Genomic DNA, 20,786 nt, shown 5'->3' on the forward strand with positions numbered 1-20,786 from the left:
AACTGCTCGGGCGGTGCGGCGGCCCTACTTGGGCGCCGCACTGTTCTTGCGGCGGCTCGCGAGGAGCTGACCGCCGAGGACCACCAGCACAGCGATGACGAACATGGCTGTACCGATGACGTTGATCTGTACGGGTGTGCCGCGCTGGGCGGAGCCCCAGACGAACATGGGGAAGGTGACCGTCGAGCCCGCGTTGAAGTTCGTGATGATGAAGTCGTCGAACGACAGCGAGAACGCGAGCAGCGCACCGGCCGCGATGCCGGGGGCGGCGATCGGCAGGGTCACCCGCAGGAAGGTCTGGAGGGGCCCGGCGTACAGGTCGCGGGCCGCTTCCTCCAGCCGGGGGTCCATGGACATCACGCGCGCCTTGACCGCCGTCACCACGAAGCTGAGGCAGAACATGATGTGTGCGATGAGCACGGTCCAGAAGCCGAGCGGGGCGCCCATGTTGAGGAAGAGCGTCAGCAGCGAGGCCGCCATGACGACCTCGGGCATCGCCATCGGCAGGAAGATCAGGGAGTTGATCGCGCCGCGTGCCCGGAAGCGGTAGCGGACCAGCGCGAAGGCGACCATCGTGCCGAGCACGGTCGCGCCGAGCATCGCCCAGAAGCCGAGCTGGAGGGAGAGGGCGAGCGAGCCGCACAGGTCGGCGACGCCGCACGGGTCCTTCCAGGCGTCCAGCGAGAACTGCTGCCAGGCGTAGTTGAAGCGCCCGTTGGGCTTGTTGAACGAGAACACCATCACGACGACGTTCGGCAGAATCATGTAGGCGAGCGTCAGCAGTCCCGCGATCACGACGAGATTGCGCCGGAGCCATGTGACGGGTCGTTTCGAGAGCTGCGTCATCAGACGAGTTCCTCCGTCCCGGACTTGCGCATGTAGACGGTGACCATGACCAGCACGATCGCCATGAGGATGAAGGACAGCGCGGCGGCCGTCGGATAGTCGAGCACCCGCAGGAACTGCGACTGGATGACCGAGCCGACCATCTTGGTGTCGGTGGAGCCCAGCAGTTCGGCGTTGACGTAGTCGCCGGCCGCCGGGATGAAGGTGAGCAGCGTGCCGGAGACGACACCCGGCATGGACAGCGGGAAGGTCACCTTCCGGAACGTCGTCGCGGGGCTCGCGTACAGGTCCCCGGCAGCTTCGTGGAGCTTGCCGTCGATGCGTTCCAGCGAGGTGTAGAGCGGCAGGATCATGAACGGCAGGAAGTTGTACGTCAGACCGCAGACCACCGCGAGCGGTGTGGCGAGCAGCCGGCTCCCCTCGGTCCAGCCGAGGAAGTCGGTGAGGTCCAGGATGTGCAGGGTGTTGAGGACGTCGACCACCGGTCCGCCGTCGGCCAGGATCGTCTTCCAGGCCAGCGTGCGGATCAGGAAGCTGGTGAAGAACGGCGCGATGACCAGCACCAGGACGAGGTTGCGCCAGCGGCCCGCCTTGAACGCGATGAGGTACGCGAGCGGGTAGCCGAGCAGCAGGCACAGGAACGTGGCGGTGCCCGCGTACAGCAGCGAGCGGACGAACTGCGGCCAGTACTCGCCGAACGCGTCCAGGTACGTCCGGAAGTGCCAGGTGACCTTGAAGCCCGCCTCCAGGGAGCCGGTCTGGAGGGAGGTCGACGCCTGGTAGACGAGCGGCAGCGCGAAGAAGACCAGCAGCCACAGGATGCCGGGCACCAGCAGCCAGTACGGCACCAGGCGCTTGCGCGTCGACGGCTTGTGCACGGGGGGATCCGTCTCGACGGGCCGTGCCGGGGTGAGTGTCACGAGGCGTCCTCCACCGACTGCACGCCCGCGTCGATGGCCTGGTCGGCGTCGAGGCCGAAGCAGTGCTCCGGGTTCCAGTGCAGGACGACCTCGGTGCCGGGGGTCAGCCGGGCGTCCCGCTCGACGTTCTGCACGTACACCTCGAAGTCCGCGCAGGAGGGGCTGTCGACGATGAACTGGGTGGAGACGCCGATGAAGCTGGAGGCCACGATGCGCCCGGTGAGGCGGTTGCGGCCGTCGGGAATCGTGGCGGCGGCGTCGGCGTGCGCGATTGACACCTTCTCCGGGCGTACCCCGATGAGGATGCGGTCGCCGGTGGAGGTCCGCGCCCGACATCGGTCGGCGGGAAGCTTCAGCTTGACGTCGCCGCAGGTCACGGTGGTGACGTCGGCGGTGGATGCGGCGATCTCGGCCTGGATGAGGTTCGAGGTGCCCAGGAAGTTCGCGACGAAGGTCGTCCTCGGGTTCTCGTACAGGTCGGCGGGGGCGCCGAGCTGCTCGACCCGGCCCCCGTTCATCACCGCGACCTGGTCGGCCATCGTCATGGCCTCCTCCTGGTCGTGGGTGACGTGCACGAAGGTGATGCCGACCTCGGTCTGGATGCGCTTGAGCTCCAGCTGCATCTGGCGGCGCAGCTTGAGGTCCAGGGCACCCAGCGGCTCGTCCAGGAGAAGCACCTGCGGGTGGTTGATGAGCGCGCGGGCGACGGCGACCCGCTGCTGCTGGCCACCGGAGAGCTGGTGCGGCTTGCGGTGCGCGAACTGGCCGAGCTGGACCAGCTCCAGCATCTCGTCGACCTGCTTCTTCACGGACTTGATGCCGCGTCGGCGCAGCCCGAAGGCGACGTTCTCGCTGATGTCCAGGTGCGGGAAGAGGGCGTAGCTCTGGAAGACGGTGTTCACCGGGCGCTTGTACGGCGGCAGGTGCGTGACGTCGGTGCCGCCGAGCGAGACGGTGCCGGTGGAGGGGTCCTCCAGGCCGGCGATCATGCGCAGCGTGGTCGTCTTGCCGCAGCCGGATGCGCCGAGCAGGGCGAAGAAGGAGCCCTGCGGGACGGTCAGGTCGAGCGGGTGCACGGCCGTGAAGGAGCCGTAGGTCTTGCTGATCCCGGCGAGGCGGACGTCGCCGCCTTCGGTCTGCTGAGTCATGGGTTGCGGTCCCAGGGGAGTCGGGGTGCGTCGGGGAGTGCGGGGGCGGAGCCTCTGTGCGGGGGTGCGGGGGTGCGGGGGTGCGGGGGTGCGGGGGTGCGGGGTGCGGGGATGCGGGATGCGGGATGCGGGGGTGCGGAGATGCGGGGATGCGTGCGGGGAGGGAGGCGCCTCTGTGCGTACGCGGCGGGGCGCAGCCGAAGCGTCGTGCGGCGGGGCCGGCGTTTCCTGTACGCGCGCGGGGGGGCGGTGCGACGGGCGGCTACGCGCCGATGAGCTTGGCGAACTTCTCCTCGTACGACTTCTCCTCGGCCTCGCTGAGCGGCCGGAAGGAGTGCGACAGCGCGGCCATCGCCCTGTCGGGGAGGATCAGCGGCGACTTCGCCAGCTCCTCGTCGATCTTGGCGAGTTCCTCGCGGACGCCGTCGACGGGGCAGACGTAGTTGATGTACGCGGCGAGCTGCGCGGCGGGGCCGGGCTCGTAGTAGTAGTCGATCAGCTTCTCGGCGTTGGCCTTGTGCCGGGCCCTCGCGGGGACCAGCAGGTTGTCCGAGGAGGAGAGGTAGCCGGCCTTGGGGACGGCGAACTTGACCGCCGGGTTGTCCGCGGCGAGCTGTACGACGTCACCGGCCCATGCGACGCACGCCGCCAGGTTCCCGCTCTCCAGGTCGGCGGTGTAGTCGTTGCCGGTGAAGCGGCGGATCTGCTGGCGGTCGACGGCCTTCTGGAGCCGGGCGATCGCCGCGTCGTAGTCGTCGTCGGTGAACTTCGCGGGGTCCTTGCCGAGGTCCAGGAGCGTCATGCCGACGCTGTCGCGCATCTCGGAGAGGAAGCCGACCTTCCCCTTGAGGGCCGGGTCGTCGAGCAGCTGCGTCACGGAGTCGACCGTGCGGCCGCCGGTGGCCTTCTCGTTGTACGCGATGACCGTGGCGATACCGGTCCAGGGGTACGAGTGGGCCCGGCCCGGGTCCCAGACGGGGTCGCGGAACTGGGCGCTGAGGTTCGCGAACGCGTGCGGCAGGTGTGCGGGGTCCAGCTTCTGCACCCAGCCGAGCCTGATCAGCCGGGCGGCCAGCCAGTCGGTGACGCAGATCAGGTCGCGGCCGATGTCCTGGCCGTTGTGCAACTGCTGCTGGATCTTGCCGAAGAACTCGTTGTTGTCGTTGATGTCCGCGGTGTATTTGACGGACACCCCGGTGCGCCGGGTGAAGGCGTCCAGGGACGGATACCTCTTGGTCTTCTCGTCGACGTCCATGTACTCGGTCCAGTTGGAGAAGACGACCTGCTTCTCCCTGGCCGAGAAGTCGTCCGCGACCGCCGCTTCCCGGTCCTTGCTGCCCGCGGCCGGAATGCCGCAGGCGCTCAGCGCGCCGACGCCGCCGACGGCGAGGGCGCCACCGCCGGCGGCGCGCAGCAGCGAACGGCGGGTGAGAGCACCCCGGCCGCTGGTGATGCTGCGCCGCACGGCATTCGCCACGGGGTCGCCGGGGCCCGGTACGGAGAATCTCCCGTGCTGGAACTGCTCCATGCGCAATCGCCCTTCCGGGTGGGTCGCCGCTGGTCAGGCGGACTCTTTATCGGTCCCCGAAAATCGTGCGGTGCCAGTCCTTGCGGGCCACCGCGGTGTTGTCGAACATGACGTGCTTCACCTGGGTGTACTCCTCGAACGAGTACGCCGACATGTCCTTGCCGAAGCCGCTGGCCTTGTACCCGCCGTGCGGCATCTCGCTGAGGATCGGAATGTGGTCGTTGACCCAGACGCAGCCCGCCTTGATCTCGCGGGTGGCGCGGTGGGCGCGGAACACGTCGCGGGTCCAGGCCGAGGAGGCCAGACCGTACGGGGTGTCGTTGGCGAGAGCGATGCCCTCGTCGTCGCTGTCGAAGGGCAGCACGACGAGCACCGGGCCGAAGATCTCGTCCTGGACGACCTCGCTGTCCTGGGCGGCGTCGGCGATCAGGGTCGGGCGGTAGTAGGCGCCGTCCTTGAGGGCGCCCTGCGGGGCCTCGCCGCCGGTCACGATGCGGGCGTAGGCACGTGCCCGGTCGACCACGGCGGCGACGCGGTCGCGCTGGGCGAAGCTGATGAGCGGGCCGAGGTCGGTCGACTCGTCGAACGGGTCGCCCAGCCGGACGGACTCCATCAGCTCCGCGACCCCGCTGACGAAGGCGTCGTACAGCGGACGCTGCACGTACGCGCGCGTGGCGGCGGTGCAGTCCTGGCCGGTGTTGATGAGCGCGCCCGCGACCGCGCCGTGGATCGCGGCTTCGAGGTCCGCGTCGTCGAAGACCAGGAACGGAGCCTTGCCGCCCAGCTCCAGGTGCAGCCGCTTGACGCTCGCCGTGGCGATCTCTGCCACCCTCTTGCCGACCGGGGTGGAGCCGGTGAACGAGGTCATGGCGACGTCGGGGTGGCCGACGAGGTGCTCGCCGGCCTCCTTGCCCGCGCCCGTGACGACGTTGACGACGCCGTCCGGCAGCCCTGCCTCCGTGGCGGCCCGGGCGAACATGAGCGAGGTGAACGGGGTCAGCTCGGCGGGCTTGAGCACGATGGTGTTGCCCGCCGCGATGGCCGGCAGCACCTTCCAGGCGGCCATCTGGAGCGGATAGTTCCAGGGAGCGATGGAACCCACGACACCGATCGCCTCGCGGCGGACGTACGAGGTGTGGTCACCGTCGTACTCGCCGGCCGACTTGCCCTCCAGGTGCCGGGCCGCACCGGCGAAGAAGGCCGCGTTGTCGATCGTGCCGGGGACGTCGAACTCCCGGGACAGCTTGATCGGCTTGCCGCACTGCAACGACTCCGCGTACGCGAAGTCCTCGGCCTGCTCGGCGAGGACGGCCGCGAACCTGTGCAGCGCGTCGGAACGCTCGGCGGGGGTCGCGCCGGACCACCCGGGGAAAGCCGCCTTGGCGGCTGCCACGGCCGCGTCGACGTCCTCGGTTCCGGCCAGCTCGTAGGTGTGGATCCCCTCGCCGGTGGCGGGGTTCACGACCGTGTGAGTACGACCCGAGGTACCGGGACGCAACTGCCCGCCGATGTACTGTGCGCCGTCTGCGAAACGGTCCTGCACCTGGAAGCGGTTGCCCATGCGCTCTCCTCCGCCGTTCACCCCGTCATACGGGGGTCGGCGTAGCTCCAGCTTGATTTGATTGCCGATCCTGACAGAGCCGGACGCCGCCAACAAGTGATTCCGTTGTTGCCTTTTGGTTACGCGACGGATTCGGTCGACCGTGTGTCGAGTCGGCGCGGAAATACCGTACGGAGTGTCAGTGGCGGATGCCAGACTCGCATGCATGGGACGGATCGAAGAGCTGACGGCGCAGGTCAACAGGGGCGAGAGGGTGAAGTTCCTCTACTTCTGGGGTCACCGTCCGCAACCGGACGGCTCGCTCGGGCCGAGCGTTTTCAGCCAGTGGTGGCAGTCCCCGTTCACCGTGGACGGCGTGCGGTACGCGACCGCCGAGCACTGGATGATGGCCCGCAAGGCGGAGCTCTTCGGCGACGAGGAGGCGCGGCGGGCGGCGCTGGAGGCCACCTCGCCCGCCGCCGCGAAGAAGGCCGGCCGCCTCGTCCGCGGCTTCGAGGACGCCCGCTGGCAGGACCGCCGGTTCGACATCGTCGTCGAGGGAAACGTCCACAAGTTCGCCCGGCATCCGGACCTGGGTGCGTACCTGCTGGGCACGGGCGGCCGCGTGCTGGTCGAGGCGAGCCCGATGGACCGGGTCTGGGGCATCGGCCTGACGGCGGACGACCCGCGGGCCGCGGACCCCGCGCAGTGGCAGGGTCAGAATCTCCTGGGCTTCGCACTCATGGAGGTCAGGGACCTGCTGGCGGCCCAGGGGTCGCCGGCCCCCTGACGCCCCGACCGACAGGGGGCGAGGTCTCGGACGGACAGCGGGCCGGAGCCGGGCCGGAGCGGGCTCCGGCGTCGGCCGGTCTAGCGGGCGGCTGCCGCCACCACACCGGCGGAAGCGCGCTGCGAGTCCGCGTCCCACGGGTCGGCGCTCGCCCGCGATTCGCTCTGCACGATCGCCCAGATCATGAAGGCGAGGAACACGGCCCCGATCAGGATGCCGACCGATCCGGTGATGATCCCGGCCAGCGCCATGCCGCCGTTCGTCGCTTCCCCCTGTGCGGCCCGCTTGCGCCCGAGGACCCCGAAGACCACGGCCATGATGCCGAGGACCATGCTCACGATGCCCCACATGCAGAACAGGGGGATCGACACGATCCCGAGCACCATCGCCGTGATGCCGAAGCCGTTCCGCGGCTGCCCCGTCCAGCCACCCGGTGTGGCGTAGCCCGGGTACCCCGGGTACGCGCCGCCGGTGGGGTAGGGCGAGGCGGGCGGGTAGCCGTAGGCCCCGGGCGTGCCGCCGGGCACGCTCTGGCCCGCGGGGTATCCGTAGGCCGCGGTGGGGCCCGGCGTGCCGGGCGCCGTGGGCACGCCCGGCACCGCGTCCGAGGGGGCGGCCGGCATCGACGTCACCGTCGGCTGGTCGTGCACCGGGTTCGGCGGCGGCCCGCCCGGCGCGGACGCGCCCGGCTTGTCCAGCGGCACCCGGTGCCCGGAGTTCTCCGGCGGCGCCCAGGGATCCGGTGCCTCCGGATACTGCGGCGTGTTGTCTGACATGGGCCCTCCCGATCGCGGTTCCCCCGTCATGCTACGGCGTACCCCACATGGCCCAGTGTCCCGCCTACGATGATCCCCAGCCACTCCGTGGCCCGCTCTCCGGCCGACCGCCCCGCACCCCGTGCGTACCGTCGCCGGCGGCCGGCACCGCGTCCCACGGGCGTCACCGCACCCCCGTACCGCCCCGCTGCTCCAGGAGGATCCGATGTCAGACCTGCGCCCCTTCATCGCGGGCCTGCCCAAGGCCGAACTGCACGTGCACCACGTCGGGTCCGCCTCCCCGCGCATCGTCGCCGAACTGGCCGCCCGGCACCCCGACTCCAAGGTGCCCAGCGACGAGGCCGCGCTCGCCGAGTTCTTCACGTTCACCGACTTCGCGCACTTCATCGACGTGTACCTGTCGGTCGTGGACGTGATCCGCACCCCCGAGGACGTACGGCTGCTCACCTTCGAGGTGGCCCGCGACATGGCCCGGCAGAACATCCGGTACGCCGAGCTGACCGTCACCCCGTACAGCTCCACCCGCCGGGGCATCGACGCGCAGGCGTTCATGGACGCCATCGAGGACGCCCGCAAGGCCGCCGAGTCCGAACTCGGCGTCGTCCTGCGCTGGTGCTTCGACATCCCGGGCGAGGCGGGCCTGGAGTCGGCGGAGGAGACGGTGCGGCTCGCGCTGGAGCACCGTCCCGAGGGCCTGGTCTCGTTCGGTCTGGGCGGCCCCGAGATCGGCGTGCCCCGCCCGCAGTTCAAGCCGTACTTCGACCGGGCCATCGCGGCGGGCCTGCACTCCGTCCCGCACGCGGGCGAGACCACGGGCCCCGGGACGGTCTGGGACGCGCTGAGGGAACTGCGCGCCGAGCGCATCGGCCACGGCACCAGTGCCGCCCAGGACCCGGAGCTCCTCGCCCATCTCGCCGAGCACCGGATCCCGCTCGAAGTCTGTCCGACCTCGAACATCGCCACCCGGGCCGTCGCCTCCCTGGACGAGCACCCGATCAAGGCGATGGTCGCGGCGGGCTGCCTGGTCACGATCAACAGCGACGACCCGCCGATGTTCGGCACCGACCTGAACACCGAGTACGCAGTCGCCGCCCGCCTCCTGGACCTGGACGAGCGCGGCCTGGCGGAGCTGGCCAAGAACGCCGTCGAGGCGTCCTTCCTGGACCCGGCGGGCAAGGCGGCGCTCGCTGCGGAGATCGACTCCTACACGGCGCAGTGGCTCGCCGGCTGAGCACCGCCGGGCGAGGCGTCCGCACCGTGCGCGTCCGTTGAGCGGCGTACCCCCTTTTCCCCAACAATGACCTCATGAGCACCGACAGCCGCGGTTTCCTCGTCGTGGGGCACCGCGGGGATCCGTACCGCTTCCGTGAGAACTCCCTGCCCTCGATCCGCTCGGCGCTGTCCCTGGGCGCAGACGCGGTGGAGGTCGACGTACGGCTGACCCGTGACGGCGTCCCGGTCCTGCTGCACGACGAGACGCTGGAGCGGCTGTGGGGTCACGACCGGTGGCTCGCCGACCTCACGAGGGCCGAACTCGACGCGCTGACCGGCGGCGAGGTGCCGACCCTGCGCGAGGCGGTCCTCGCCGTCGGGGCGCGTCGCCTGCTGATCGACCTGCCGGGCGCGCACGAACCGCTGGTGCGGGAGGTGATCGACGTCCTGCACCTGGCGGGGGCGGGCGAGCGCATGCACTACTGCGGCGGCCCCGCCGCGATGCTGCGTGTCCGCGCCGCCGACCCGCACGCCGAGATCGCCCTGACCTGGAAGTCCACCGCGCCGCCCCGCCCGGAAGTGCTGGCGGCGATCGGCCCGCGCCGGCTCAACTGCCGCTTCGCGCTGATCGACCGGGCGTTCGTCGACCGCGCGCACGCCGGCGGCCTGCTGGTCGGCGCGTGGACCGCGGACACCCGCCGCACCATGCGCCGGCTGCTCGCCGCGGGCGTCGACGCCATCACCACCAACCGGCTCCGTGCGCTCACCGAGGAAGTGGCCAAGTACCGCGGAACGCGACGGAGTTGACACGTCCGGCATGATGACCGCTCACCACCTTGCAGCGGAGGAGAGCGCACCCCATGTCCGAAGCGATACGCACCGACGTCGCCCACAACGCCCGTGTCTGGAACTACTGGCTCGGCGGCAAGGACCACTATCCCGTGGACAGCGCGGTGGGCGACCGGGTCAGCGCCTTCTACCCGAGCATCGGCGAAGTGGCCCGCGCCGACCGCCGGTTCCTCGGCCGCGCCGTGTCGTACCTGGCGCGGGAGGCCGGGCTGCGGCAGTTCCTGGACATCGGCACCGGTCTGCCCACCGCCGAGAACACCCACGAGGTCGCCCAGCGGGCCGCCCCCGACGCCCGCGTCGTCTACGTCGACCACGACCCGGTCGTCCTGGCCCATGCCCGCGCCCTGCTGACCGGCTCCCCCGGCGGCCGGATCGCCTACCTGGACGCCGACGCCCGCGACCCGCACGGGATCCTCGAAGCCGCCGCGGACACCCTCGACATGGACCGCCCGGTGGCGGTGATGCTGCTGGGCATCCTCAACTTCGTCCAGGACACGGACGAGGCCCGCTCGATCGTGCGGACCCTGCTGGGCGCGCTCCCGGCGGGCAGTCACCTCGTCCTCACCCACCCGACGCTGGAACTGGGCGGCGAGGGCAACGAGGCGGCCATGGCCTTCTGGAACGAGAACGCGACGCCCCCGATCACCGCCCGCACCCGCGCCGAGTTCGCCTCGTTCCTGGAGGGCCTCGACGTCCTGGAGCCCGGGATCGTGTCGTGCGCGCGGTGGCGGGCCGAGGAGCCGCCGGTGGCTCAGTTCGGCGCGGTGGCCGTCAAGCACCGGTGACGGCCACCGTCCCCCGGGCGACCCGGCGGTCGGATCCGGCCCCGCGCGAGACCCCGCGCTCGGGCCCGGCCCCGCGCGACCCCGGCGGCCGGGTCAGGCCTCGTGCGAGACCCTGACGTCAGAGCCCCACGATCCCGTTCCACGTCTTCGCGAACTCCAGCCGCTCCTCGGCAGTGATGTCCCGGGCGATGGCGAGCCGCTTGCGCATCTCGTCGTCCGGGAAGATCAGCGGGTCCTCGGCGAGGGCGGCGGTCTCCTCGTCCTTGGAGGACGCGATGATGTCGCGGGCGGCCGGTACCGGGCATACGTAGTTGACCCAGGTGGCCAGTTCGGCGGCGATCTCGGGGTCGTAGTAGTGGTCGATCAGCTTCTCGGCGTTGCGCTTGTGCTTGGCGCGGTTGGGGATCATCAGGGACTCGGCCCACAGCTCCGCGCCCTCCTGCGGGACGACGAACTCGATGTCCGGGTTGTCGGCCTGGAGCTGGACGACGTCGCCCGAGTACGCCTGGCAGGCCAGGACGTCGCCCGAGGACAGGTCCTTGACGTAGTCGTTGCCGGTGAAGCGGCGGATGTGCTTGCCGGCCACCAGCTTGCCGACCCGGTCGCACATGCGGTGGAAGTCGTCGGCGGTCCACCGGGTGACGTCCACGCCCTGCCCCTGCATGAGCAGCGCGAAGCTCTCGTCCAGTCCCGAGAAGAGCGTGACCCGGCCCTTGAGTTCGGGCCGCCACAGGTCTGCGACGTGCTTGATCTCGCGGCCGAGCTTCTTGCGGTTGTACGCGATGCCGGTGATCCCGGACTGCCAGGGGACGGTGTGCAGACGGCCCTCGTCGAACGCGGGCGAGAGCAGTTGCGGGTCCAGGTGCTTGGCGACGTTCGGCTGCTTGGCGCGGTCCATCTCCTGCACCCAGCCCAGGCGCACGAAGCGGGACGCCATCCAGTCGCTCATGACGACGAGGTCGCGGCCGGTCTCCTGGTGGTTCATCAGGGCCGGGCTGATCTTGCCGAAGAACTCGTCGTTGTCGTTGATCTCCTCCGTGTACCGGACGGAGATCCCGGTGCGCTTCTGGAACTCCTCCAGGGTGGGGCGCCTGGACTCGTCCTCGTCGTCCGTGTCGATGTAGAGCGGCCAGTTGGCGAACTGGAGGCTCTTGTCCCGGTCGGAGGTGTCCGTGCCGGCACGGTCCTCCGGCTCCACGTAGGCGGCGGGGACGCCGCATCCGGTGAGCGCGGCGAGCGCGCCCGTCGTGCCGATTCCGTACCCGATGCCGCGGAGCACCGTACGGCGCGAGAGACGACGCGAGACGCGACCAAGATCACCCATGGGGCCCACCCTTCCCCGATGCGCGGGGGCGGGCAATAGACACTTCGTCTACCGCCCGCCCCGCTACGCGTCTCAGCCGTCCAGCGACGTCATGACGTGCTTGATCCGGGTGTAGTCCTCGAAGCCGTACGCCGACAGGTCCTTGCCGTAACCGGACTTCTTGAATCCGCCGTGCGGCATCTCCGCGACCAGCGGGATGTGCGTGTTGATCCACACACAGCCGAAGTCGAGGTTCTTGGACATGCGCATGGCGCGCGCGTGGTCCTTGGTCCACACCGAGGACGCGAGGGCGTACTCCACGCCGTTCGCCCACTCCAGCGCCTGCGCCTCGTCGGTGAAGGACTGCACGGTGATGACCGGGCCGAAGACCTCGTTCTGGATGATCTCGTCGTCCTGCTTGAGGCCGGAGACGACGGTCGGGGCGTAGAAGTAGCCCTTGTCGCCGACCCGGTGGCCGCCCGCCTCGACCTTGGCGTGCGCGGGCAGCCGGTCGACGAAGCCGGCGACCTGCTTCAGCTGGTTGGCGTTGTTGAGCGGGCCGTAGAGCACGTCCTCGTCGTCCGGCAGGCCGGTCTTCGTGTCGGCCGCCGCCTTGGCGAGCGCGGTCACGAACTCGTCGTGGACGGACTCCTGGACGAGCACGCGGGTCGCCGCCGTGCAGTCCTGGCCGGCGTTGAAGAAGCCCGCCATCGAGATGTCCTCGACGGCCTTGGCGATGTCGGTGTCCTCGAAGACGACGACCGGCGCCTTGCCGCCCAGTTCCAGGTGGACCCGCTTCAGGTCCTTGGAGGCGGACTCGGCGACCTGCATGCCGGCCCGTACGGAGCCGGTGATGGAGGCCATCGCGGGGACCTTGTGCTCGACCATCGCGCGGCCGGTGTCGCGGTCGCCGCAGACGACGTTGAAAACGCCCCGCGGAACGATGGATCCGATGATCTCGGCCATCAGGACGGTCGACGCGGGGGTGGTGTCCGAAGGCTTCAGGACGACCGTGTTGCCCGCGGCGAGCGCCGGGGCGAACTTCCACACGGCCATCATCATCGGGTAGTTCCACGGCGCGACCTGCGCGCAGACGCCGACCGGCTCGCGGCGCACGATGGAGGTCAGGCCCTCCATGTACTCGCCCGCGCTGCGGCCCTCAAGGAGCCGCGCCGCGCCCGCGAAGAAGCGGATCTGGTCGACCATCGGCGGGATCTCTTCGGTGCGGGTCAGGCCCAGCGGCTTGCCGCAGTTCTCCGACTCGGCGGCGATCAGCTCCTCCGCACGCTCCTCGAAGGCGTCAGCGATCTTCAGCAGTGCCTTCTGACGCTCGGCGGGCGTCTGGTCGCGCCAGGCCGGGAACGCCTCGGCGGCGGCGGCCATCGCGGCGTCGACGTCCTCCTGGCCGGAGAGCGGCGCGGTCGCGTACGCCTCGCCGGTCGCCGGGTTGATCACGTCGGTGGTCCGGCCGTCGGCGGCGTCCCGGAACTCCCCGGCGATGTAGTTGCGCAGACGGCGCAGCTCGGTGGTCACGGCCACTCTCCCTTGTCGATGTGTCGATGTCCGGTGGGTGAGACACCCACATTAGTCAGAGACTTGACGCTTTCGACATACCCACTGGGCAGCAACTTCGGATTCAGTTAAATCGCAGGCCACGAACAACGAATTTCATCGGTCTGCTCTTGCGGGACGGGCGATACGTGATGCACAGTGGCTCCGTGGTCAGTCGTAGCGCAGAACCCAGGCCCGGCAGCGGCAGCTCCCCGGGGATCGACTCCGTCTCCTTGGCGATCATCGAACAGCTCCAGGAGGACGGCCGCCGTCCGTACGCCGCCATCGGCAAGGCGGTCGGCCTCTCCGAGGCGGCCGTGCGCCAGCGCGTGCAGAAACTGCTCGACCAGGGCGTGATGCAGATCGTCGCCGTCACGGACCCGCTCACCGTGGGCTTCCGGCGTCAGGCGATGGTCGGCATCAACGTGGAGGGCGACCTCGATCCGGTCGCCGACGCGCTCACCGACATGGCGGAGGTGGAGTACGTCGTCGTCACGGCGGGCTCCTTCGACCTGCTCGCGGAGATCGTGTGCGAGGACGACGACCACCTCCTGGAGATGATCAACAGACGCATCCGGACCCTTCCCGGCGTGCGCTCCACCGAGAGCTTCGTCTACCTCAAGCTCAAGAAGCAGACCTACATGTGGGGAACCCGATAGCCGTGAGTGCCACCAGCAACCCTGCCACCGGCAAGGACCTCTCGAAGACCGCGTACGACCACCTGTGGATGCACTTCACCCGCATGTCGTCGTACGAGAACGCCCCCGTGCCGACCATCGTGCGCGGCGAGGGAACGTACATATTCGACGACAAGGGCAAGCGCTACCTCGACGGCCTGTCCGGCCTGTTCGTGGTGAACGCCGGCCACGGCCGGCACGAGCTCGCCGAGACCGCGTACAAGCAGGCCCAGGAACTGGCCTTCTTCCCGATCTGGTCGTACGCCCACCCGAAGGCCGTCGAACTGGCGGAGCGGCTCGCGGACTACGCGCCCGGCGACCTGAACAAGGTCTTCTTCACGACGGGCGGCGGCGAGGCCGTCGAGACCGCGTGGAAGCTGGCCAAGCAGTACTGGAAGCTGCGCGGCCACCACACCAAGTACAAGGTCATCTCGCGTGCCGTCGCCTACCACGGCACCCCGCAGGGCGCCCTGTCCATCACCGGGCTGCCCGCGCTCAAGGCCCCGTTCGAGCCCCTCGTACCGGGCGCGCACAAGGTCCCGAACACCAACATCTACCGTGCGCCGATCCACGGCGACGACCCGGAGGCCTTCGGCCGCTGGGCCGCCGACCAGATCGAGCAGGAGATCCTCTTCGAGGGCGCGGACACCGTCGCCGCGGTCTTCCTGGAGCCGGTGCAGAACGCCGGCGGCTGCTTCCCGCCGCCGCCCGGCTACTTCCAGCGGGTCCGCGAGATCTGCGACAAGTACGACGTGCTGCTGGTCTCCGACGAGGTCATCTGCGCCTTCGGCCGCCTCGGCACGATGTTCGCGTGCGACAAGTTCGGCTACGTGCCGGACATGATCACCTGCGCCAAGGGCATGACCTCGGGCTACTCCCCGATCGGCGCCTGCATCATCTCCGACAGGATCGCCGAGCCGTTCTACGAGGGCGACAACACCTTCCTGCACGGCTACACCTTCGGCGGCCACCCGGTCTCGGCCGCCGTCGGCCTCGCCAACCTCGACATCTTCGAGCGCGAGGGCCTCAACCAGCACGTCCTCGACAACGAGAGCGCCTTCTTCAACACCCTGAAGAAGCTGCACGACCTGCCGATCGTCGGCGACGTCCGCGGCAACGGCTTCTTCTACGGCATCGAGCTGGTGAAGGACAAGGCCACCAAGGAGACCTTCACCGACGAGGAGACCGAGCGCGTCCTGTACGGCTTCCTCTCCAAGGCGCTGTACGAGAACGGCCTGTACTGCCGGGCCGACGACCGCGGCGACCCGGTCGTGCAGCTGGCCCCGCCGCTGATCTCCACCCAGGAGACCTTCGACGAGATCGAGGGCATCCTGCGCGCGGTGCTCACGGAGGCCTGGACCAAGCTCTGAGCGGCCGGGCCCCTCGGGCCACCCGACCGGCGGAACGAGCCCCTGCGGCCCGGATGCGCCCGTTCCAGTGAGAACGGCCGCCTCCGGGCCGTCCCCGTGCCGCGCCGACGCGCCCCGCGGACCACGAAATCCTTACGGTGCCCAGTGACCGACCGGCTCCGACTTTCGTTCCCCCGCCGGGGGGAACGAAAATGAGGTCTGTCACCGAACCAGGAACCCGTGAACCGAGGTGTACGCCATGGCGGTCCCGCCGGACATCGCCCCACCGGACAACGACGTCCTGTGGGCACGCTCACTGCACCACACCCACAGCGGGTCCCCCGCGCTCACGGATGTCTCGCTCGGCGTCCGCCAGAGCGAGATCCTCGCGGTGACTGGCCCGCGCGGCAGCGGCAAGACGACCCTCCTCGGCTGCCTGTCCGGCCGGATCGTCCCCGAGCAGGGCGAGGTGTGGTTCAACAGCGTCCCCGTGCACACCATGGGGGCGCTCTCCCGGGAACGGCTGCGCCGGGACCGGTTCGCCTGGATCTCCCCGGAACCCGACCTCGTGCCGGAACTCACCGTCTGGGAGAACACCGCCCTCCCCCTCCTGCTGCGCGGCGAAGGCCACCGTGCCGCGAAGACGACGGCCTTGGAGTGGCTGGAGCGCCTCGACATCGGGGCCCTGGCCCGCAAGCGCCCGGCCGCCCTCCTCCAGGCCGAACGCCAGCGCGTCGCGATCACCCGCGCCCTGGCTTCCGCCCCCACCGTCCTGTTCGCCGACGAGCCGACCGCACCGCTGCACCGCGCCGACGGCGTCCACGTCCTGCGCACCCTCACCGCGGCGGCCCGCTCGCACCGCACCACCGTGGTCCTGGCCACGAACGACGCCAGGGCCGCCGCGCTCGCGGACCGCACGGTGTCCCTGCTGGACGGCCGCCGGGTGAGTGCCGCGCAGGCCACGGACGCGGAAGGCCGGGCGGCGTGCTCGCTCTTCGTCTAGTCCGCGGCTCCCGCCCGCTGGTCCTGCTGCGTCGGCTCCTGGTCGCCGCGGCCTCCGCCGGCGTGGGCTTCCTGCTCCTGTGCACCCTCGGCCACGCCCTCTCCCACCCGGGCCCCGACCACACCGGCTCCTCGGCCCTGCGGCTCCTGTGGTGCCTGGCGCCGCTCGCCGCCACCGTCCAGCTCGCGGCGGTGGTGGCCCGTACGGATCCCACCGCCCGCCCCCGCCCCGGTCTCTCCGCGGTGGGCCTGGGACCCGCCCGGGTCGCGGCCGTCGCCGCCGCGTCCTCCGCCCTGTCCTGCGGCGTCGGCAGCATGCTCGCCCTCCTCGTCTTCCTCCACCTGCGAGGCGATCTGACGGGACTCCCCTTCGACGGCAAGGCCGCCGAATCCCTCGCCGCCGGCCGCCCGTTGCCGCTGGCCGCGGTGCTCACGCTGCTCGCCCTGGCGCCCCTCGCCGCCGCAGCGGCCACCGCCCTGACCCTGCGCCCGCGCTCCGCTGCCGGGTCCTTCCCCGGCCCGGCCTTCACGCCCGGCGCGGGCTCCGGGCCCGCTGCGGGCTCGGGCTTCGGCTCGGCCTCGGGCTCCGGACCGGCTGCGGGCCCGGGCTACGGCTCGACCTCGGGCTCCGGATCCGCTGCGAGCTCAAGCTTCCACTTGACCTCGGGCTCAGGACCGGCTGCGGGCTCGGGCTACGGCTCGATCTCGGGCTCAGGACCTGTTGCGGGCTCGGGCTCCGGCGATCCGGCCAGGGCCTCCGCCGCCGGGTCGCCCGCCTCCACCGCTGCCGCCCCCTCCTCTCCCCCCGCCGGGCTTCCCTGGGGCGTCGCGCTGACCGCCGCCGGTCTCGCGGTCGAGACGTACGCGAGCCGGGGTTCCGGTTCCTCCCGCCCTCTTCCGCTCCCCGGCCACCCGGAGATCGTTCCGGCCGGGGTTCTCGCGGGCTGGGCGCTGACCGCGCTGGGACTGGCGCTGGCCGGGCCCGGACTGGTGCACCTGTGCGGCTTCCTCCTCCAGGCCGTCCGTCCCGGGGCGGTGCGCCTCCTCGCCGGCCGCACGCTCCAGGGCGAGGCCCGCCGCATCGGCCGCCCACTCGGCGTGGTCTGCGCCACGGCCTCCGGCGTACTGGCGGCCAGGGCCCTCTACACCGGCACCGACGCGGCTCCCTCCTTCGGCCCCCTCACCGGCCTCGGCGCCGGCCTGGTCCTGGCCTGCACGACGGCGACCCTCCTCACCGTGGCCCTGGAGACGAAACAGTCCCGCGCCCCCCTGACCCAGGCCCTCGTCCGCCAGGGTGCACCCACCCGCACCCTCCGCGTCGCAGCCCTCGTCCGGACCCTGGCACTCCTGGCGCTCTTCGCCCCGCTGACGTGGGCGGTGGCCTCCCTGGCGGCAGCCCCGCTGGCCTCCTGACGTCCGGACATCCGGCCGACCCCGCCCCGCGCCCCGCTGATCTGGGCCCTGGCCATCCTGGCGGCAGCTCCGCCGGCCTCCTGCCGTCCGGCCCGCCCCGCAGCCCCGCTGACCTGGGCCGTGACCCCTTGACGAAAGCTCCGCCGGCCTCGCACCTCCGGCCGCCCCGCAGCCCCGCTGACGTGGGCGGTGGCCACCCAGGCGGCAGCCCCGCCGGCCTCCTGACGTCCGGACACCCGGCCGCCCCCGCCCCGTAGCCCCGCGCCCCGCTGACGTGGGCGGTGGCCACCCAGGCGGCAGCCCCGCCGGCCTCCTGACGTCCGGCCCGCCCCGCAGCCCCGCGCCCCGCTCACCTCCGCGGTGGCGACCTGACGAAAGCCCCGTCGGCCTCCCGGCCTCCGGCCCGCCCCGCGTCCGGCGGCTCCCGCGCCCCACCCCGTGCGGTCGCCCGTTCGGCGGGTCCCCCTACGATGTCCCCGTGCCTCACCACCCGGATCACGACCACGAGATCGAGAACCTGGCCGAGTTCGACCAGGCGGTCGCCCGCGGTCCGCTCAACGGATACCGCGTCCAGTCCGTGGACCTCACGGACCGGACCGCGGCACTTCTCGCCACCGACGCCGCCGACGCGGTCTTCCTCGGCTGCCCGATGGCCGACGAGGCCACCGCCAAGGTCCGCGCGGACGGCGCGCTCGTCTTCCCGCCGGTGCCGGACCTCCCCTTCGACCCGTACCGGGGGCTCCTCTACACGCCCGAGGCCCTCTTCGAAGGGCTCGCGCAGCACGGCTACGAGGCCACCCCCGACGCCCTGGGCTACGCCTGGTTCGGGCGCACCAGGACCGACGGCGACATCTTCGCCTCCATGCTGCGCTCGATCCACGACGACGCGATCTCCGACGCCCTCGACGAACACCTCAGGAACGTCCCGGTGGTGGGCGTCATGGGCGGGCACGCGATGGCCCGCGGCACCGACGCCTACAGAGGTGCGGCCGTCCTCGCGCGCACCCTCGCCCGCGCGGGCCTGACCGTCGCCACCGGCGGCGGCCCCGGCGCGATGGAGGCCGCGAACCTCGGCGCGTACGCGTCCCCGCACCCCGACGACATGCTCGACGAGGCCCTGGTCCTCCTCGGCAGGATCCCCTCCTTCGTCCCGTCCGTCACGGAGTGGGCGTCGGCGGCCTTCGCCGTCCGGTCCCGCTGGCCGGCCGGCGGCGACTCGGTCGGCATCCCCACCTGGTTCTACGGCCACGAACCGCCGAACGTCTTCGCCACCCACATCGCCAAGTACTTCGCCAACGCCACCCGCGAGGACGGACTGCTGGCCCGCTGCACCGCGGGCGTCGTCTTCCTCCCGGGCGCGGCCGGCACCGTCCAGGAGATCTTCGACAACGCGACCCCGAACTACTACGAGTCGCGCGGCGAACCCACGCCGATGGTGCTGGTCGACCGCGCCCACTGGACCGAACGCCTGCCCGCCTGGCCTCTCCTCCAGTCCCTCGCCCGGGGCCGCTCGATGGAGCCCCGGATCGCTCTGGTCGACACGGTCGCCGAAGCACCGGAGGCCCTGGCGCGGCTGCGGGCGGCCACAGCCTCCGGGTAAACCCGGTGGTTCCGGGCCGCCCGGCCCGCCATAGTGGCGCCCATGTCCTCTCTCGTACGCCACGTGACCATCGACTGCGCCGACGCCTACCAGCTCGCGAGCTTCTGGGCGAAGGTGCTCGACGCCCCCCTTGCCGACGACGACTTCCCCGGTGACCCCGAGGCCCTGGTGAACGCCCCGGGCGTCGGGGTCCTCTTCATCCGGGTCGCGGAAGCCAAGACCGTCAAGAACCGGGTACACCTCGACGTCCAGCCGCAGGACCGCACGCGCGACGAGGAGGTCGACCGCATCCTCGCCCTCGGGGCCACCCTGGTCGGCGACCACCGCAAGCCCGGCGGCGGGGGGTGGGTGACGCTCGCCGACCCCGAGGGCAACGAGTTCTGCGTCGAGCGCAGCGCCGCCGAGCGCACCGGCTGACCGCCCGCGGCACATCGGCGCGTGCCGGAGGCAACGTACTCGTCGAATCCCACGTCTCGCAGTCGGAGAACGACACGCGTCTCCCGCACGCGACTCGTGCGACCTGTACATCCGTGAACGGAGCTTCTGGTGCTCATCGGCCTCATCACCGCCGTCTTGGCGTCGATCTGCTACGGCACAGGCTCGGTCCTGCAAGCCGTCGGATCGCGCAAGTCCGCCCGCCGGGAGGCGGCCAAGGCGTCCACCGCCGGTGTCACCCAGCACGGCGGCCCCAGCCTGTCGTCCACCGCCAAGGCGGCGATGACGTGGGAGTTCATCGTCGGAACCATCCTGGACTTCGTCGGTTTCGGGCTCGGTGCGCTGGCCGCGCGCATGCTCCCCCTGTTCCTCTCCCAGACGGTCATCAGCGCCAACCTGGTGGTCACGGCGGTGCTGAGCGTGAAGATGCTCGGCATCAAGCTCTCCCGCAGGGAATGGACGTCGATCGCGGTCGTCTGCGGCTCACTCGTCATGCTGGCGACGGCGGCGGGGCACGAGGGCAGTGGACAGACCGACATGGCCACCCACTGGTGGCTGCTGGCGATCTCGGTGCTGCTGATGGTCGGCGGCACCGTCGTCGTCCGTCTGATGGGCGCCGGTGCGGCGATCCTGGCGGGTCTGCTGTCGGGCCTCGGCTTCGGCGCGCTGGGTGTGGGCGTCCGCATCCTCGACGGCGTCGACCCCTTCGACCTGGTGACCTTCCTGTCGGATCCGGCCCTGTACGCCATCCTGGTGGCGGGCATCGGCGGCATGTACCTGCACACGGTCGCGCTGCAGATCGGCTCGGTCAACGGGGCCACCGCCGCCCTGGTCGTCGGCGAGACCGTGCTGCCGGGAACGATCGGCGTCGTGTGGCTGGGCGACGCCTCCCGCCCCGGCTTCGGGTGGGTCGCGATCGTCGGTTTCCTGCTCGCCGTGGCGGGCGCGGTCGCCGTCGCCTGGTTCGGCAAGCACGGCGAGGAGTCGGACACGGCGGCCGAGGAGCGGCCTCTGCAGCTGGTGGACGCGCCCGGGTAGCGGGGCACGCCCCAGCGCCGCGAG

General features: G+C 71.1%; 18 protein-coding genes and 1 pseudogene. 11 read left to right on the plus strand and 8 right to left on the minus strand.

All coding sequences use genetic code 11. From position 1 onward, the window contains the following. Positions 1-24: 24 nt before the first annotated feature. The 5 genes from ACQPZG_RS09760 to ACQPZG_RS09780 form a co-directional block, all read right to left on the minus strand. Complete coding sequence (locus ACQPZG_RS09760) at positions 25-846, minus strand: ABC transporter permease (protein WP_433545434.1); 822 nt, start codon at positions 844-846, stop codon at positions 25-27. Continuing rightward, positions 846-1,766, minus strand: coding sequence for an ABC transporter permease (locus ACQPZG_RS09765; RefSeq protein WP_433545435.1), 921 nt, complete (start codon positions 1,764-1,766; stop codon positions 846-848). Before ACQPZG_RS09765 ends, ACQPZG_RS09760 begins: the two co-directional genes overlap by 1 nt. Then, complete coding sequence (locus ACQPZG_RS09770) at positions 1,763-2,914, minus strand: ABC transporter ATP-binding protein (RefSeq protein ID WP_433545436.1); 1,152 nt, start codon at positions 2,912-2,914, stop codon at positions 1,763-1,765. Before ACQPZG_RS09770 ends, ACQPZG_RS09765 begins: the two co-directional genes overlap by 4 nt. A 262-nt stretch (positions 2,915-3,176) precedes the next feature. Continuing rightward, a complete protein-coding gene (locus tag ACQPZG_RS09775; RefSeq protein WP_433545437.1) occupies positions 3,177-4,442 on the minus strand; it encodes an ABC transporter substrate-binding protein in 1,266 nt (421 codons plus the stop codon). Positions 4,443-4,488: 46 nt separating this feature from the next. Further along, positions 4,489-6,003: a gamma-aminobutyraldehyde dehydrogenase gene (locus ACQPZG_RS09780; protein ID WP_433545438.1), complete on the minus strand. Its 1,515-nt coding sequence runs from the start codon at positions 6,001-6,003 to the stop codon at positions 4,489-4,491. 205 nt (positions 6,004-6,208) lie between these two features. Between ACQPZG_RS09780 and ACQPZG_RS09785 the strand changes: the two genes are divergently transcribed. Next, positions 6,209-6,772, plus strand: a complete 564-nt coding sequence (locus ACQPZG_RS09785; protein ID WP_433545439.1) for an NADAR family protein — start codon at positions 6,209-6,211, stop codon at positions 6,770-6,772. 80 nt (positions 6,773-6,852) lie between these two features. On the opposite strand, the gene ACQPZG_RS09790 is transcribed toward ACQPZG_RS09785, so the two are convergent. After that, positions 6,853-7,548: a DUF4190 domain-containing protein gene (locus ACQPZG_RS09790; protein ID WP_433545440.1), complete on the minus strand. Its 696-nt coding sequence runs from the start codon at positions 7,546-7,548 to the stop codon at positions 6,853-6,855. Between the two features lie 205 nt (positions 7,549-7,753). Here ACQPZG_RS09790 and ACQPZG_RS09795 point away from each other — a divergent pair, with 205 nt between their 5' ends. The 3 genes from ACQPZG_RS09795 to ACQPZG_RS09805 all read left to right on the plus strand — a co-directional run bounded on the left by ACQPZG_RS09795 (position 7,754) and on the right by ACQPZG_RS09805 (position 10,394). Continuing rightward, positions 7,754-8,779, plus strand: a complete 1,026-nt coding sequence (locus ACQPZG_RS09795; RefSeq protein ID WP_433545441.1) for an adenosine deaminase — start codon at positions 7,754-7,756, stop codon at positions 8,777-8,779. 74 nt (positions 8,780-8,853) lie between these two features. Continuing rightward, positions 8,854-9,567 (plus strand): glycerophosphodiester phosphodiesterase, encoded by a 714-nt coding sequence (locus tag ACQPZG_RS09800; protein ID WP_433545442.1) that lies wholly within the window; start codon positions 8,854-8,856, stop codon positions 9,565-9,567. A gap of 53 nt (positions 9,568-9,620) precedes the next feature. Further along, positions 9,621-10,394: an SAM-dependent methyltransferase gene (locus ACQPZG_RS09805; RefSeq protein ID WP_433545443.1), complete on the plus strand. Its 774-nt coding sequence runs from the start codon at positions 9,621-9,623 to the stop codon at positions 10,392-10,394. A gap of 118 nt (positions 10,395-10,512) precedes the next feature. Here the strand turns inward: ACQPZG_RS09805 and ACQPZG_RS09810 are convergent, their stop codons facing one another. Both ACQPZG_RS09810 and ACQPZG_RS09815 read right to left on the minus strand, forming a co-directional pair. Further along, positions 10,513-11,718 carry a polyamine ABC transporter substrate-binding protein gene (locus tag ACQPZG_RS09810; RefSeq protein ID WP_433545444.1) on the minus strand — a complete coding sequence of 402 codons (1,206 nt, stop codon included), beginning with the start codon at positions 11,716-11,718 and terminating at the stop codon, positions 10,513-10,515. Positions 11,719-11,790: 72 nt separating this feature from the next. Next, positions 11,791-13,230 carry a gamma-aminobutyraldehyde dehydrogenase gene (locus ACQPZG_RS09815; RefSeq protein WP_433545445.1) on the minus strand — a complete coding sequence of 480 codons (1,440 nt, stop codon included), beginning with the start codon at positions 13,228-13,230 and terminating at the stop codon, positions 11,791-11,793. A gap of 185 nt (positions 13,231-13,415) precedes the next feature. On the opposite strand from ACQPZG_RS09815, the gene ACQPZG_RS09820 reads away from it, so the two are divergent. The 7 genes and pseudogenes from ACQPZG_RS09820 (at position 13,416) to ACQPZG_RS09850 (ending at position 20,762) form a co-directional block, all read left to right on the plus strand. Next, positions 13,416-13,907 carry an Lrp/AsnC family transcriptional regulator gene (locus tag ACQPZG_RS09820; protein WP_433545446.1) on the plus strand — a complete coding sequence of 164 codons (492 nt, stop codon included), beginning with the start codon at positions 13,416-13,418 and terminating at the stop codon, positions 13,905-13,907. After that, positions 13,892-15,295, plus strand: a complete 1,404-nt coding sequence (locus ACQPZG_RS09825; RefSeq protein WP_433545447.1) for an aspartate aminotransferase family protein — start codon at positions 13,892-13,894, stop codon at positions 15,293-15,295. The genes ACQPZG_RS09820 and ACQPZG_RS09825 overlap by 16 nt, the downstream gene beginning before the upstream one ends. Before the next feature lie 238 nt (positions 15,296-15,533). After that, positions 15,534-16,277, plus strand: coding sequence for an ABC transporter ATP-binding protein (locus ACQPZG_RS09830; RefSeq protein WP_433545448.1), 744 nt, complete (start codon positions 15,534-15,536; stop codon positions 16,275-16,277). Next, positions 16,259-17,689: a hypothetical protein gene (locus tag ACQPZG_RS09835; protein WP_433545449.1), complete on the plus strand. Its 1,431-nt coding sequence runs from the start codon at positions 16,259-16,261 to the stop codon at positions 17,687-17,689. Before ACQPZG_RS09830 ends, ACQPZG_RS09835 begins: the two co-directional genes overlap by 19 nt. Before the next feature lie 478 nt (positions 17,690-18,167). After that, positions 18,168-19,289, plus strand: coding sequence for an LOG family protein (locus ACQPZG_RS09840; RefSeq protein ID WP_433545450.1), 1,122 nt, complete (start codon positions 18,168-18,170; stop codon positions 19,287-19,289). Between the two features lie 42 nt (positions 19,290-19,331). Beyond that, a pseudogene (locus ACQPZG_RS09845) lies at positions 19,332-19,697 on the plus strand (VOC family protein); the annotation flags it as partial. 138 nt (positions 19,698-19,835) lie between these two features. After that, entirely contained in the window at positions 19,836-20,762 is a 927-nt protein-coding gene (locus ACQPZG_RS09850) for a hypothetical protein (protein WP_433545451.1), read from the plus strand. Positions 20,763-20,786 lie beyond the last annotated feature (24 nt).

It is taken from the genome of Streptomyces sp. CA-294286, from assembly GCF_050947155.1.
In the GTDB taxonomy this organism is placed as follows: Bacteria; Actinomycetota; Actinomycetes; order Streptomycetales; family Streptomycetaceae; genus Streptomyces.